Source organism: Streptomyces sp. NPDC043854, from assembly GCF_056436005.1.
Genome location: NZ_JBWKDK010000096.1, coordinates 1 through 14,290 on the forward strand (window position 1 = coordinate 1; position 14,290 = coordinate 14,290).

General features: G+C 72.9%; 13 protein-coding genes. 3 read left to right on the forward strand and 10 right to left on the reverse strand.

Annotation, left to right across the window (positions count from 1 at the left end):
* Positions 1-336: 336 nt before the first annotated feature.
* The 7 genes from fbaA to AC068A_RS36415 all read right to left on the reverse strand — a co-directional run bounded on the left by fbaA (position 337) and on the right by AC068A_RS36415 (position 6,908).
* The gene (fbaA, locus tag AC068A_RS36385) at positions 337-1,359 is read right to left on the reverse strand and encodes a class II fructose-bisphosphate aldolase (RefSeq protein ID WP_478590576.1); all 1,023 of its coding nucleotides are present in this window, start codon (positions 1,357-1,359) and stop codon (positions 337-339) included.
* Positions 1,360-1,630: 271 nt separating this feature from the next.
* Positions 1,631-2,170: an orotate phosphoribosyltransferase gene (pyrE, locus tag AC068A_RS36390; protein WP_360632455.1), complete on the reverse strand. Its 540-nt coding sequence runs from the start codon at positions 2,168-2,170 to the stop codon at positions 1,631-1,633.
* A gap of 30 nt (positions 2,171-2,200) precedes the next feature.
* On the reverse strand, positions 2,201-2,989 hold the full coding sequence (locus tag AC068A_RS36395; RefSeq protein ID WP_478590577.1) for an aldose epimerase family protein: 789 nt from the start codon (positions 2,987-2,989) through the stop codon (positions 2,201-2,203).
* Positions 2,990-3,029: 40 nt separating this feature from the next.
* Positions 3,030-3,914 carry an SRPBCC domain-containing protein gene (locus tag AC068A_RS36400; protein WP_478590578.1) on the reverse strand — a complete coding sequence of 295 codons (885 nt, stop codon included), beginning with the start codon at positions 3,912-3,914 and terminating at the stop codon, positions 3,030-3,032.
* Positions 3,915-4,051: 137 nt separating this feature from the next.
* Positions 4,052-5,692 (reverse strand): polyamine aminopropyltransferase, encoded by a 1,641-nt coding sequence (locus AC068A_RS36405; RefSeq protein ID WP_478590579.1) that lies wholly within the window; start codon positions 5,690-5,692, stop codon positions 4,052-4,054.
* Between the two features lie 140 nt (positions 5,693-5,832).
* The gene (locus AC068A_RS36410) at positions 5,833-6,375 is read right to left on the reverse strand and encodes a DUF2617 family protein (RefSeq protein WP_478590580.1); all 543 of its coding nucleotides are present in this window, start codon (positions 6,373-6,375) and stop codon (positions 5,833-5,835) included.
* A 290-nt stretch (positions 6,376-6,665) separates the two neighbouring features.
* A complete protein-coding gene (locus AC068A_RS36415; RefSeq protein WP_478590581.1) occupies positions 6,666-6,908 on the reverse strand; it encodes a hypothetical protein in 243 nt (80 codons plus the stop codon).
* Between the two features lie 129 nt (positions 6,909-7,037).
* Here AC068A_RS36415 and AC068A_RS36420 point away from each other — a divergent pair, with 129 nt between their 5' ends.
* Positions 7,038-8,234, forward strand: coding sequence for a pyridoxal phosphate-dependent aminotransferase (locus AC068A_RS36420; RefSeq protein ID WP_478590582.1), 1,197 nt, complete (start codon positions 7,038-7,040; stop codon positions 8,232-8,234).
* Between the two features lie 166 nt (positions 8,235-8,400).
* On the opposite strand, the gene AC068A_RS36425 is transcribed toward AC068A_RS36420, so the two are convergent.
* Positions 8,401-8,943 carry a YbjN domain-containing protein gene (locus AC068A_RS36425; RefSeq protein WP_478590583.1) on the reverse strand — a complete coding sequence of 181 codons (543 nt, stop codon included), beginning with the start codon at positions 8,941-8,943 and terminating at the stop codon, positions 8,401-8,403.
* 167 nt (positions 8,944-9,110) lie between these two features.
* On the reverse strand, positions 9,111-11,717 hold the full coding sequence (clpB, locus tag AC068A_RS36430) for an ATP-dependent chaperone ClpB (protein ID WP_478590584.1): 2,607 nt from the start codon (positions 11,715-11,717) through the stop codon (positions 9,111-9,113).
* A gap of 131 nt (positions 11,718-11,848) precedes the next feature.
* Between clpB and AC068A_RS36435 the strand changes: the two genes are divergently transcribed.
* Positions 11,849-12,262 (forward strand): pyridoxamine 5'-phosphate oxidase family protein, encoded by a 414-nt coding sequence (locus AC068A_RS36435; RefSeq protein ID WP_478590585.1) that lies wholly within the window; start codon positions 11,849-11,851, stop codon positions 12,260-12,262.
* 174 nt (positions 12,263-12,436) lie between these two features.
* Here AC068A_RS36435 and AC068A_RS36440 read toward each other — a convergent pair whose 3' ends face one another.
* A complete protein-coding gene (locus AC068A_RS36440) occupies positions 12,437-12,751 on the reverse strand; it encodes a Rieske (2Fe-2S) protein (RefSeq protein ID WP_114053450.1) in 315 nt (104 codons plus the stop codon).
* Positions 12,752-13,098: 347 nt separating this feature from the next.
* On the opposite strand from AC068A_RS36440, the gene AC068A_RS36445 reads away from it, so the two are divergent.
* On the forward strand, positions 13,099-14,118 hold the full coding sequence (locus AC068A_RS36445) for a helix-turn-helix transcriptional regulator (protein ID WP_478590586.1): 1,020 nt from the start codon (positions 13,099-13,101) through the stop codon (positions 14,116-14,118).
* The last annotated feature ends 172 nt before the right edge of the window (positions 14,119-14,290 follow it).

A 14,290-nucleotide genomic window follows, 5' to 3' on the forward strand; every position in this document is an offset into this window, starting at 1 on the left:
CCCCCCCCCCCCCCCCCCCCCCCCCCCCCCCCCCCCCCCCCCCCCCCCTCCGCCCCCCCCCCCCCCCCCCCCCCCCGCGCCCCACCCGGTCTGCCCGGCCTGCTCCCTCGGGCCCTCCCCTTCCCCCCGTGACGGGACCCGAGGGGCGGGCCGGGCCTCCCCACGCCTGCACGGCAGCGCGGGAGAGACGCCCGCCGTCGTGTTCTCCGCCCCCCGGAGGGAGCGTGGGAAGCCCGGGGGCGGGCGGCACCGCACCGACGCCGAAGGGCCCGGCGCACCTCGCGAGGACGGTGCACCGGGCCCTTCGGTCATGCAGCCTTCATGCGGCCTTGGGGGTCACTTCAGGCGGGTGCCCGTGGAGCGCAGGTTCGCGCAGGCCTCGGCGACACGCTTGGCCATGCTCGCCTCGGCCAGCTTGCCCCAGGTGCGCGGGTCGTAGGTGGACTTCGTGCCGACCTCGCCGTCGACCTTCAGGACGCCGTCGTAGTTCTTGAGCATGTGGTCCGCGACGGGGCGGGTGAAGGCGTACTGGGTGTCGGTGTCGAGGTTCATCTTCACGACGCCGTTCTCCAGCGCGGTGGCGATCTCCTCCTCGGTGGAGCCGGAGCCGCCGTGGAAGACGAAGTCGAACGGGCTGCTCTTGCCGTACTTCTCGCCGACGCCCTGCTGGAGGTCCTTCAGCAGCTCCGGGCGCAGGACGACGTTGCCCGGCTTGTAGACGCCGTGCACGTTGCCGAAGGAGGCGGCCAGCAGGTAGCGGCCCTTCTCGCCCAGGCCGAGGGCCTCGGCGGTGCGGATCGCGTCCTCGACGGTGGTGTACAGCTCGTCGTTGATCTCGTGGCTGACGCCGTCCTCCTCGCCGCCGGTCGGGGTGATCTCGACCTCGAGGATGATCTTCGCGGCGGCGGCGCGGGGCAGCAGCTCCTGCGCGATGGCGAGGTTGTCGGCCAGGGTCTCGGCGGAGCCGTCCCACATGTGCGACTGGAAGAGCGGGTTCCGGCCGGCCTTCACGCGCTCCTCGGAGAGGGCGAGCAGCGGGCGGACGTACCCGTCCAGCTTGTCCTTCGGGCAGTGGTCGGTGTGCAGCGCGATGTTGACGTCGTACTTGGCGGCGACGATGTGCGCGAACTCGGCCAGGGCGACCGCGCCCGTGACCATGTCCTTGCTGTGCTGCCCGCCCAGGAACTCCGCACCGCCCGTGGAAATCTGGATGATGCCGTCGCTCTCGGCCTCCGCGAAGCCGCGCAGAGCAGCGTGCAGGGTCTGGCTCGAGGTCACGTTGATGGCCGGGTAGGCGAACTTGCCTGCCTTCGCCCGGTCGAGCATCTCGTTGTAGACCTCGGGGGTTGCGATGGGCATCTGTCCGCTCCTTGGGTGTGCGGGGAGTGTGCGATTGCTGACCCTGACCTGGGGGCGACGTAACCGTCGCGCCTATCTTTCCAGACTCCGCGTGACACTCCACCCGTGCCGGGTGGGCGGATTCCGGAAATCGCGCCACCCGGCAGCAAAAGGGCAGGTCAGGCCCTGTACAGCGGCTCCGCCGGGGCCTCGGTTGCCGCCGGGACCGGTTCCGGAATGCAAGACCGGAGGGTCCGGGACCCGGGCAGCGGCCCCGGCGGGGGCCCTGCCGTCAGGCCAGGCCGAGGTCCGACAGCTCGTAGCCGGTCAGGTAGGGCAGGCCCGCCGCGGCGATGGCGTCGGCGGCGCCGCGGTCGACGATCGTGGCGACGGCGACCACCTCGCCGCCCGCCTCGCGGACGGCCTCGACGGCGGTCAGCGGGGAGCCGCCGGTGGTGGAGGTGTCCTCGACGACCAGGCAGCGCTTGCCCTGGACGTCGGTGCCCTCGATGCGGCGCTGCATGCCGTGCGCCTTCTGCGCCTTGCGGACGACGAAGGCGTCCAGGCGCCCGCCGCGCGCCGCGGAGGCGTGCAGCATCGAGGTGGCGACGGGGTCGGCGCCCAGGGTCAGGCCGCCGACGCAGTCGTAGTCGAGGTCGGCGGTGAGGTCGAGCATGACCTGGCCGACCATGGGGGCCGCCTCGCCGTCCAGGGTGATCCGGCGGAGGTCGATGTAGTAGTCGGCCTCCTTGCCGGAGGAGAGGGTCACCTTGCCGTGCACGACGGCCTTGTCCTTGATCTGCTGCAGAAGCGCATCGCGTACGTCACTCATGGGCCCGAGCTTAGTTGCGTGCGGCGGGCCCTACGACAGGCGGCGCCAGGTCCACGTCGTGGCGACCTCCAGCGGGTCCACGGGCGTGACCAGCCGCGGCAGGGTGTTCAGCCCGTTCGGCGGTCCGGACTGCGGCTCCACGCAGACGGCCTCGGGCTGCTCGTCGTAGACCACGACCCACTCGGCACGGCTGGTGATCTTCAGCTCGAGCTCGCCGGGCCAGGTGAGGGTGGCCTCGACGCCGTAGGGCATGCCGAAGCAGTCGTCCCAGGGGCCGGGCTGCGGGTCGATGCGCTTGCCCGTGGGGAGGTGGTCGTCGCCGCGCTCCTCCTGCCAGGCGGGGGCGAAGTCGAGGCGTACGTCCTCGCCGCCGGCGCCGAGGTTGCGCAGGAACCAGGGGTGCCAGCCGGCCTGGGCGGGGAAGGAGTCGCCGTACGTCTCCACGCCCAGGGTGAGGGTCAGCGAGTCCGGGGCGAGCCCGACGATCTGGGTGACCCGGCCCGGGTACGGCCAGGGGTCGGCCAGGTCGTAGGTGAACGCCGCCTCGGCGGCGCCGGCGTGGGCCCGGCGCCAGGGGGCGTCGCGGCCGAAGCCGTGGATGGCGTGCGGCGGCTGGTTGACCGGCAGCCGGTGGACGGCCGCCCCGTCGCGGAACTCCCCGTACGCGGTGCGCCCGCACCAGGGCACCATCGGGAAGCAGCCGTACCGGGGGCCCTGGCGCAGCAGTTCCCTGCCGTCGATCCGCAGACTGCTGATCCGGCAGCCGTTGTCCTGGTCGACCGTCACCTCGGCGCCGCCGGCGCTCAGTTGCGTGCTCATACGGTCGAGCCTAACGACCCCCGTGCCCCCCGGCGCGGGGTCAGCGGCGCCTGCGCAGGGCCCGGCCGAGCACGACCGCCGAGGCCAGGGCGAGCGCGGCGGCCGGGGCGAGCCAGCGCAGCCCGGCGCCGGCGGCGGCGGACGCGGGTGCGGGGACCGGGGCGTAGCGGCCGCGCGGGGGCGCGTGGTCGACCTCCTCGGCACTGCGGCCGATCATGGTGCGCCGGGCGTGGGCGGCTTCGGCGGGGGGCTGCAGGGGGCCGCCGGCGGCGTCGAGGCCTCGCAGCCGGTCCAGTTCCCCGAAGTCGGAGGCGCTCCCGAGGTCCTCCAGGTCCCCGAGGCCGTCGAGGTCCCCGATGCCGCCGAGGGCATCCTCCGGGAGCGGGTCCGGGCCCGGCTCCGGGGAGAAGGGCGACGCCTCGGGGTCGAAGGCCGGGGCCGCGGCCCCGCCCGGCTCGCCGGCCCCGCCCGTCTCGTCCGCCAGCGCCGCCAGCCGTGCGGCGGCCCGGTCCAGCAGCCGCTGCACGGCGGTCCGCACCGCCTCCGGTGCGAAGCCCGCGGCCCGCCCGCCGGCCTCGCCCTCGGCGGTGAACTCCAGCGAGGTCCCGCCCTCGGCCGCCGCCAGCCGCAGTGCGACGGACAGCATGACGGTTCCGTCGCCGCGGATCTCGGCGCCCTCGCCGGACACGGCGAAGTGGTCCGGGTCCCGCTCGGTGACGGACAGGGTGCCGCGGTAGGTGACGGTGTTCGAGCCGACCTTCAGCTTCAGCCGGCCCGGCACCGGCTGCCCGCCCGCGGTGCCGGCCGGTGCGTCCGGGGCCGCGTCCGGTTGGAGCCCGGGTACGCAGCGGGCCACCCGGGCGGGGTCGCGCAGTACGGCGCGGAGACGGTCTGCCGGGACCGGAACGAACACCTGATGCTCCATGCGGTCGAGCCTACCGACGACACCCCCCGCCGCACCCGGTCGGCGGGGCACCGGTTCCGTGTCCCACCCGGGCACCGGCTCCGTGTCCCACCCGGGCACCGGCTCCGGTGCCGCCCGGGACGCGTCACGCGCACCGGTCACGAGTACCGCGGGTGCGGCAGCGTGGACGGCGGCAGCCCCGCCACCCGCATCCGCTCCGCATCCCGCGCCGCGTCCCGCAGGGACTGCGTGGTCAGGGAGCGCAGCCCCGGCGCGTCCCGGTCGACGCGCAGCTCCGGGACCCGGTCGCGGCCCGCCAGGACGAAGCCCCAGTCCTGCGGCGGCGCGCCGCTCACCCCGGGGCCGCGGTCCGGTCCGGCGGCGAAGCCGGAGAGGCGGCCGCCCGCGCTGTAGGGGACCGTGCGCAGGCCGGCGGCGCGCAGGGTGGCCTCGACGGTCCAGTAGGTGTGCGGGCGGGTGGCCAGCGGGCCGGCGTGCACGGCGATCCGCCCGCCGGGGACCAGGGCGCGGGCGGCGAGCCCGTAGAACTCCTGCGAGTACAGCTTCGCACTGGGGGTGACGCCCGGGTCGGGGAGGTCGGAGACGATCACGTCGAAGCGGCGGTGGGCGGCGGGGCCGCGCAGCCAGCGGAACGCGTCCTGCGTGACGACGTCGAGGCGCGGGTCCTCGTGCGCGCGGCCGTTGAGCGCGGACAGCATCGGGTCGGTGCGGGCGAGGCGGACCACGCCGGGGTCGAGCTCGACGACGGTGACGGACTCGACGTCGCGGTGGCGCAGCACCTCGCGGGCGGCGAGCCCGTCGCCGCCGCCGAGGACCAGGACCCGGCGGTGCGGGCCGGTCATCGCGGGGTGGACGAGGGCCTCGTGGTAGCGGTACTCGTCGTAGCCGCTGACCCGCAGCCGGCCGTCGAGGAACAGGTCGAGGGAGCGGGGGGAGCCGGTGGCGGGGCCGGTCAGCACGAGTTCCTGCATCCCGGTCTGGCGGGCGACGCGCACCTCGCCGCCGTAGACGGCGCGCCGGGCGACCTGCTCGAAGTCGTCGGCGAGGGCGGTGGCGCAGCCGAGGGCGGCCAGGACGGCGGCGTTCGCGCCGAGCAGCAGCCAGCGGGCGCGGCGGCTGAGGTCGCGGCGGAACAGCCACAGGACGAGGCCGGCGCCGACGGCGGCGTTGACGGTTCCGGTCAGCATGGCGCCGGTGAGCTGGCCGAGCACCGGCAGCAGCAGGAAGGGGAAGGCGAGGCCGCCGACCAGCGCGCCCACGTAGTCGGCGGCGAACAGGTCGGCGACGGCCCCGCCCGCATCCTGGCGGCGGATCCGCTGGATGAGGACCATCAGCAGCGGGATCTCCGCGCCGATGAGCATGCCGATGACGAAGGAGAAGGCGACGAGCGCGGGCCGGGACTCCCCCAGCCAGGCGAAGCTCGCGTACAGCGCCATGGCCGAGAGTCCGCCGAGCAGCGCGAGGGCCGCCTCGATGACGGCGAATCCGAAGGCGGGCCGGGTCCGCAGTCGCTTGGCCAGCAGGGAGCCGACGCCCATGGCGAAGACCATGACGGACAGGACGACGGATGCCTGGGTGACGGAGTCGCCGATCAGGTAGGAGCCGAGGGCGAGCAGTTCCAGTTCGTAGACCAGGCCGCAGGCGGCGCAGACGAACACGGTGGCCAGGACGAGGAGTCGGCCGGTCCGGGGCCGTACGGGAAGGGCGGCCGGGACGGTCTCCGTGCCCCGCGGCTCCGGAGCCGGGAGCACCCGGCGAGGGACGGAACGGTCGATCATGCAGCGAACCGTACGTCACCGCCCACACGCATCAGGTCACCCACATGGGTGCAAGTCCGGTTTCACTCCCACCGGTTGGCGCAACCGCTGAGCCGTGCGGGCGAAGCCGGCGCGCCGCGTCCGCCGGGCCCGGAGCCCGGTCACCGGGCGGCGGTCTCCCGGCTGCCCGCGGGTGCGCCGGCGCGCACACCGACCCTCGTTCGAGTGGCCACCAACTGGCCTTCCTGCGGGTACGCGTGCCAGGTCCGCCAGCGGACCTGGCCTTCGTGGCGCTGCGCGAGCATCGCGGTGAAGGCGTGCGGGCTGCCCGGAAAGGTTCCGGCCAATCCGTTCGGGTGATCCGCGACCAGGGCGAGGAGTTCCTGCGCCCGTCCCGCGAACGAGCCCTGCGACAGGGTCTCGACCCGCGCGGCGAACTCGTACTCCCAGCCGCTCATCCGCTTGGCCACGCCGAGGGGCAGCGGCGTACGGCTGCCGGGCATGCAGGCGACCGTCTCCGAGCAGAGCACCGCGCCCTCCTCGAGGAGCACCTGGTGGGAGGCCCCGAGCAGGCGCAACTCGACCTTCGCGCCTGCCAGTTCGAGGTTCAGCACGGCCAGGGCGGGCAGCCGGTCCCGACCCAGGGCCCAGGCGAGGTCGGCGGCACGCGTGTCGGTGTAGGTGGTCTGGAGGGTCGTGAGCATGAGTCGGCTCCGCAAACGCGCGAGGGAGAGGGGCCGGACCCCGCCAGCGGTGTTCAACGGGTGGGGGGACACCGGCTCGGGTCCACAGGAAGTCCCGGGAAGGTCCGGGGACTGGTCTACTCAACCGAGGGAATCATGAAAGGCACGGCACTCACAGCGTTTTTACCCAACATGGTTGGGTTTACATCCCCGCGGGGGCTCCCCAGTTCACGTGTTCACCGGCTCCGCCGAACGGGCCGGCGGCAGGCCCGGACAGGGGCCCGGACTCGGGCCCGGGCCGGCGCCGGACGTCAGCTGGAGCCGCACCCCCCGCCACCGCAGGAGGACCCGCCGCCGCAGGAGGACGAGGAGCCGCAGCCGCCCCCGCTGCCCCCGGAGCCGCCGGCCCACCAGCTGCTGCGGGAGGAGCGGTGGCTCTTCGAGAGCGACGTCTTGGCCCCGGAGGAGGAGGCGGCGCGGCTGCCGGCGACCGCCAGGAGCACCACGACGCCGACGGCGAAGATGCCGAGCACGATGAAAAAGGCCAGGAGCATGGTCGGCCCCCCTTTCGACTGTCCCCGGTCCACCGGGGAGCGGGATCCCCGCGTCCCGCGTGCCAGGGGGATTCCCACGCGCCACCGCGCCCAAAGCACACTTGAGCAAGTCCAGAGGTTCCCCGCAGGATGGCGGCCATGAGCGCTCCCGCGGCCGGCCGCCGCCCCTTCCTCAACCGCCGCCTGGCGTCCTTCGGCACGACGATCTTCGCGGAGATGTCGGCCCTGGCCGCCCGTACCGGATCCATCAACCTCGGCCAGGGCTTCCCCGACACGGACGGCCCCGCGCAGATCGCCGAGGCGGCCTCCCGCGCCGTGCTGACGGGCCTGGGCAACCAGTACCCGCCGGGCCCCGGCGTCCCGGAGCTGCGGGCCGCGATCGCCCGCCACCAGCAGCGGTTCTACGGACTTTCCCACGACCCGGAGACGGAGGTGCTGGTCACGGCGGGCGCGACGGAGGCGATCGCGGCCTCCCTGCTGGCGCTGCTGGAACCGGGTGACGAGGTCGTCGCCCTGGAGCCGTACTACGACTCGTACGCGGCGTGCATCGCGATGGCCGGCGCCACCCGGGTCCCGGTCACGCTGCGCCCGCACGCCGGTGCGTTCGCCCTCGACCTCGACGAGCTGCGCGCCGCGGTCACCCCGCGCACCCGCCTGCTGCTGCTGAACAGCCCGCACAACCCGACGGGCACCGTGCTGGGCCCGGCCGAGCTGGCCGCCGTCGCCGAGCTGGCGGTCGAGCGGGACCTGCTGGTCGTCACCGACGAGGTGTACGAGCACCTGGTCTTCGACGGCGTCCACACCCCGCTGGCCTCGCTGCCCGGGATGCGCGGGCGCACGGTCACCATCTCCTCCGCGGGCAAGACGTTCTCGTTCACGGGCTGGAAGGTCGGCTGGATCACCGCCGCGCCGGAGCTCGTCGCGGCGGTCCGCTCGGCCAAGCAGTTCCTGACGTTCGTCTCGTCGGGCCCGTTCCAGTACGCCATCGCCGAGGCCCTGGACCTGCCCGACGCCTACTACGAGGGCTTCCGCGCCGAGCTGGCCGCCAAGCGCGACCTGCTCGCCGAGGGCCTCGCCACCGCCGGCTTCGAGGTGTTCCGCCCGCAGGGCACGTACTTCATCACCACCGACATCACCCCGCTGGGCGAGAAGGACGGCCTGGCCTTCTGCCGCGCCCTGCCGGAGCGGTGCGGGGTGGTCGCCATCCCGAACCAGGTCTTCTACGACGACCGGTCCGCGGGCGCCACCCACGTCCGCTGGGCCTTCTGCAAGCGCACGGAGGTCCTCCGGGAGGCGGTGACCCGCCTCCGGCAGCTCGCCCGCTGAGCGGCGGCAGGCCTCTTCGCCCGGGGTCCGGCCGCCGCAACGGGGCGAGCCCGGCCGCGCTCCGCGGTGCTGGTGACCGCGGGGCCGGCCGGGCTCGCGTACGGCTACGGGGTGTACCTCCTGGTGACCGCCAGGATGCCTCCGTGAGCGCGGGGCGGGGGCGGGACTAGCTGTCCTCGCCGTCCTCGTCCTCGCCGCCCTCGGCGGCGTCGAGGTCCTTCTCCAGGCCCAGCTGCTCCACGAGCCACTTGTCGAACTCGATCGACGCACGGACCCAGCTGACCGTGGAGGACACGAAGTGCTCCAGGCTGACACCGGTGCCGATCAGCATCTGCGCCTCGCCGATCAGGCGGACCGAGCCGTCGTCGTGGGTGTGGCTGTAGACCTTCGGCCACAGGGTGCGGCGGTTCCAGTCGTCGATGGACTCCAGCAGCCGCGCCTTGTCCTCGATGGCGTGGGGGCGGTCGTAGAAGGTGCGGACGGAGAAGACCTGCTGCTCCTTCTCGCCGCGGAACATGAAGTAGGTCCGGAACTCCTCCCACGGCGCCGCGAGGTCACCCTCGTCGTCGACGACGTACTTGAGCTCCATCTGCTCCAGCAGCTGCTTGACCAGATCCTGGTCGGGGACCACGGGGCCCGCCGGTCCTGTGGCCTGCGGTTGGGGCTGCTGCCCTCCGAAATTCGGAATCGAGGCCGGGTCGATGCTCACCGTGTTCTTCCCTTCGTGCGGATGTTGTCATCCTCCCCCATCCCTCCTACCCCGTGTCCAGCCCCACACATGCGATCCGCTCCGAGCGGACACGGCGTACCCCCGGCGGGGGCGCGGCGCTGCCGCGAGGCCCCTGCCGGGGATCGCCGGGGGACCCGCCGGGGCCGTCAGAGGGCCTTGCCGACCAGCAGGTCGTCGCCGGCGACGTCCACCCGTACGGTGTCGCCGTCGCGGACCTCGCCGGCCAGGATCTCCTTGGCGAGGCGGTCGCCGACCGCCGTCTGGATCAGGCGGCGCAGCGGGCGGGCGCCGTACGCGGGGTCGTTGCCCTTGTCGGCGAGCCAGGCCAGGGCCTGCGGGGTGACGTCCAGGGTCAGGCGGCGGTCGGCCAGGCGCTTGGCGAGGCGGCCCACCTGGAGCTCGGCGATGTGGGCCAGCTCGTCCCCGGTCAGGGCGGAGAAGACGACGAGGTCGTCGAGGCGGTTGAGGAATTCCGGCTTGAAGGAGGCCCGGACGACCTCCAGGACCTTCTTGCGCTTCTGCTCCGGGGAGGCGTCCGGGTCCAGCAGGCCGCCCCCACTCAAGAACTGGCTGCCGAGGTTGGAGGTGAGGATGAGGATGGTGTTGCGGAAGTCCACGGTGCGGCCGTGGCCGTCCGTGAGCCGGCCGTCGTCGAGGACCTGGAGCAGGATGTCGAAGACCTCCGGGTGGGCCTTCTCGACCTCGTCCAGCAGGACGACGGAGTACGGGCGGCGGCGCACCGCCTCGGTCAGCTGGCCTCCCTCCTCGTAGCCGACGTAGCCGGGCGGGGCGCCGACGAGGCGGGCCACGCTGTGCTTCTCGGAGTACTCCGACATGTCGATGCGGACCATGGCCCGCTCGTCGTCGAAGAGGAAGTCCGCGAGTGCCTTGGCCAGCTCGGTCTTGCCGACGCCGGTGGGGCCGAGGAAGAGGAACGAGCCGGTCGGGCGGTCGGGGTCGGCGATGCCCGCGCGGGTGCGGCGGACGGCGTCGGAGACGGCCCGGACGGCCTCGCCCTGGCCGATCAGGCGGCGGCCGAGCTCGGCCTCCATGCGCAGCAGCTTCTGGGTCTCGCCCTCCAGGAGGCGGCCGGCCGGGATGCCCGTCCAGGCGCCGACGACGTCCGCGATGTCGTCGGGGCCGACCTCGTCCTTGACCATGGTGCGCTTGGCGGCCTCCGCCTCGGCCTCGGCCTCGGTGGCCTCGGCGAGCTCCCGCTCCAGCGCCGGGATCTCCCCGTAGAGCAGCTTGGAGGCGGTGTCGAAGTCGCCGTCGCGCTGGGCGCGCTCGGACTGGCCGCGCAGGTCGTCGAGGCGCTCCTTGAGCTCGCCGACCCGGTTGAGGGACTGCTTCTCCTTCTCCCAGCGGGCGGTCAGGCCGCGCAGGTCCTCCTCCTTGTCGGCGAGGTCCTTGCGGAGCTTGTCCAGGCGCTCGAGGGAGGCCGGGTCGGACTCGCTCTTCAGCGCCAGCTCCTCCATCCGCAGGCGGTCGACGGCGCGCTGGAGCTCGTCGATCTCCACCGGGGAGGAGTCGATCTCCATGCGGAGCCGGGAGGCGGCCTCGTCGACGAGGTCGATGGCCTTGTCCGGCAGGAAGCGGGAGGTGATGTACCGGTCGGAGAGGGTCGCGGCGGCCACCAGCGCGCTGTCGTTGATCTGCACCTTGTGGTGGGCCTCGTAGCGGCCCTTGAGCCCGCGCAGGATGGCGATGGTGTCCTCGACGGTCGGCTCGGCGACCAGGACCTGCTGGAAACGGCGCTCCAGCGCCGGGTCCTTCTCGACCCGCTCGCGGTACTCGTCGAGGGTGGTGGCGCCGACCATGCGCAGTTCGCCGCGGGCCAGCATCGGCTTGAGCATGTTGCCGGCGTCCATGGCCGAATCGCCGCCGGCGCCCGCGCCGACGACGGTGTGCAGCTCGTCGATGAAGGTGATGATCTGGCCCTCGCTGGACTTGATCTCGGCGAGGACGGTCTTCAGGCGCTCCTCGAACTCGCCGCGGTACTTGGCGCCCGCGACCATCGCGCCGAGGTCGAGGGAGACCAGGCGCTTGTTCTTCAGGGACTCGGGGACGTCGCCCTTGACGATGCGCTGGGCCAGTCCCTCGACGACGGCGGTCTTGCCGACGCCGGGCTCGCCGATGAGCACCGGGTTGTTCTTGGTGCGCCGGGACAGGACCTGGACGACCCGGCGGATCTCGTGGTCCCGGCCGATGACGGGGTCGAGCTTGCCCTCGCGGGCCGCGGCCGTGAAGTCCGTGCCGAACTTCTCCAGGGCCTTGTACTGGCCCTCCGGGTCGGGGGTGGTCACCCGCCGTCCTCCTCGTGCGTTCTCGAAGGCGTGCAGCAGCTTCTTCGCCGTCGCGCCCTGGGCGGAAAGGACCTCTCCGGCCGCGCCGCCCTTGCCGGCAACGGCGATGAGCAGGTGCTCGGTGGAGAGGTAGTCGTCGCCGAGCTCCTTGGCCTGCCGGTCGGCCTCCGCCAGGACGGCGAGCAGGTCGCGCGTGGCCTGCGGGGGCGCGACCGTGGAGCCGGTGGCGCTGGGCAGTGCGGCCAGGAGCCGCTCGGCGCCGGACCGCACGGCGGCCTGGTCGGCCTCGGTGGCCGCGAGGAGGTCGGTGAGGTTCTCGTTGTCCACGCCGGCGAGCAGGGCCAGCAGGAGGTGTGCCGGGGTCAGGTCGGCGTGGCCGTCCTTGACGGCGCGGGTGGTGGCGTTGTTCAGCGCGTCCCGGCTCTTGTTGGTCAGCTCGGCGTCCACGTGCGGCTTCTCCTCTCCGTACGGTGCATCCGTTGGGGCTGCGTCAGACGATCTGACACAGCCAACGTGCGTAAAGTTGAGTCTATTCCACTCAAGGAGGGTTCCGGGGCGCGGAGTCGTACGCTCTGCCCATGTCCCATGACGTACTCAACCCGACGCCCGAGTACCTCGCCTTCTGGCGGGAGCGGCACGTCTGCACACTGACCACCCCGCGCCCGGACGGCACCCCGCACGTGGTGCCCGTGGGGGTGACGTACGACCCGGCGGCCGGCCTGGCCCGGGTGATCAGCAACAAGCACAGCAAGAAGGTCCGCAACGTGCTGGCGGCCCAGGCGGTGGAGCCGGGCTCGGCCCGTGTCGCGGTGTGCCAGATGGAGGGGCGCCGCTGGGCGACCCTGGAGGGCCGCGCGGTGGTCCGCACGGACGAGGAGGCGGTCGCGGACGCGGTCGCGCGCTACGCGGAGCGCTACGGGCGGATGCCCTCGCCGAACCCGGACCGGGTGGTCATCGAGATCGCGCTGGACCGGGCGATGGGCCGCGCCTGAGCCTGCCGGCACCCGCCCCGGGAGTCCGGGGGATTCCGGACGGTTCAGGATTCACCTTGTCCGGTTCGGCTACTGGACGCCGGCACCACAACGGCGCCATCGTGGTCAGGTCCACGATGGCGCCGTTGTGTGGGGGAAGCACCTGGAGCGATCTGCAACGACGGGGGAATCGCTTCAGGCACTGCGGGGGGTGGCGGTGGTGATGTCGGGTTCGAAGAGCTGGTGGTCGCGCTGATCGAGGTTGACGAAGACCATGCCGTAGCGCACCTCGCAGCGGACCGGCTGCGGCGCGCCGCGGGGGCGGCGCAGGCAGCGGTACGCCCGCACGTCCTCGTCCTCCTCCCGCGTGATCACGATGGGCTGGCCGAAGAGCGTGACCATCAGCGAGTCGCCGACCTGGGGGATGGCCGTCGCGAGGTCGATGAACTGCCAGCCGGAGCGGTAGGCGGAAGCCATTTCGCGGCGGAAGCCGCGGTCATCGGGGGTCATACCGCGCTCTCCACGACAAGGGCTGCGGAATCGGCATCTGCGGGGGTCGAGCGCCACCCGCTGTCCAGCGGGGCCCCACGCCATCCGCTGTCCGCCGAGGGCTCGCGCCATCCGCTGTCCGCGACCTCCGCCTGGATGTCCGCGGAACCTCCGGCGCCCCCCAGCGTGGCTGCGGCGAGTCCCAGACCGGCCACAGCCGAGAAGATGACGGTGGCAAGCGCCGAGCGAAGCATTCTCTTGTTCATGGTCGGCTTCGTCCTCACTTGATGAAATCCTCTCCCCCGCCTGTCAGACGATGGCTCATTCAGGCACGTCGCTGCCACAGGGACGATGCATCATGTTCTTGCATGTTCAGGACCCTGGGGGGTGGAGATTTGACAATAAACACAACAAAAGCGACACATCCCCACTCGGTCGCGAACCTGTGCTCCGAAGGAGCGCGTCTCTACACGAGCGCGCTGCGGACCGGTCGCATCGCACGTGGAGACGTGGAAGCCGCACCCTGCCTGCTCGACCTGGCCCTGCTCCAGCCGGATCCTGATGACGTCAATTCGCTGCGCCCGGTTCCACCGGCGGTCGCACTGGCCCAGCGGCTGCATCCGATCGAACGCGAGATCCGCGAACGGCACCGCGATTCTCTCGAACTCTCCGAAGCGTTCGAGCCGTTTCTCGCCATCAGCGCACAGGCTCCGGCCAGCACGCACGCCATCACCGTGCTGGAGGGCTTCGACGCCATCAACGCGGCCCTCAACCTGGCCACCGCCGAGTGCCACACCGAGATGCTCACCGTCCAGCCCGGCGGCGCCCGCCCCAGCCTGGAGCTTACGGAAGCCCTGGAGCGCGACCAGCCGCTGACCGACCGCGGTGTCCGGATCCGCACCCTCTACCAGCACACGGTCCGCCACAGCCGGGGCACGCTCGCGTACGTGGACATCCTCAAGGCGGGCAAGGTCGAGGTGCGCACGCTGGAGGAGCTCTTCGAACGGCTCATCATCTTCGACCGCACGGTCGCCTTCATCCCCGCCAGCGACGACCGCCAGGTGGCCCTGGAGCTGCGCCACCCGGGGCTCGTGGACTACCTCATCAAGGTGTTCGAGCAGTTGTGGCACCGCGCGGTGCCGCTCCAGGAGGAAGTGACGTACCAGCCCACCCGCGACGGCATCTCGGGCGTGCAGCGCACCATCGCCCAACTCCTCGTCGAGGGGCACGTGGACGAGGCCATCGCCCGCCGGCTGGGCATGAACGTACGGACCTGCCGCGCGCACATCGCCAAGCTCGCCAGCACCCTCGGCAGCGGCAGCCGCGCCCAACTCGGCTTCCTCATCGCCCGGTCGGGGATCCTGGAGGAGGGCGGGTCCGACTGCTGAGGCGGGACCCCCGCCGACACGCAGACACGCGGACACGGGGCAGGGGGGGGAAAAGAGGGGGGGGCGGGGGGGGGGGGGGGGGGGGGGGGGGGGGGGGGGGAGTGTGTGGGGGGGGGGGGGGGGGGTCCCGAAGTTCTGCGTTGGCGCCACTCGGGCCACCATAGAATATCAG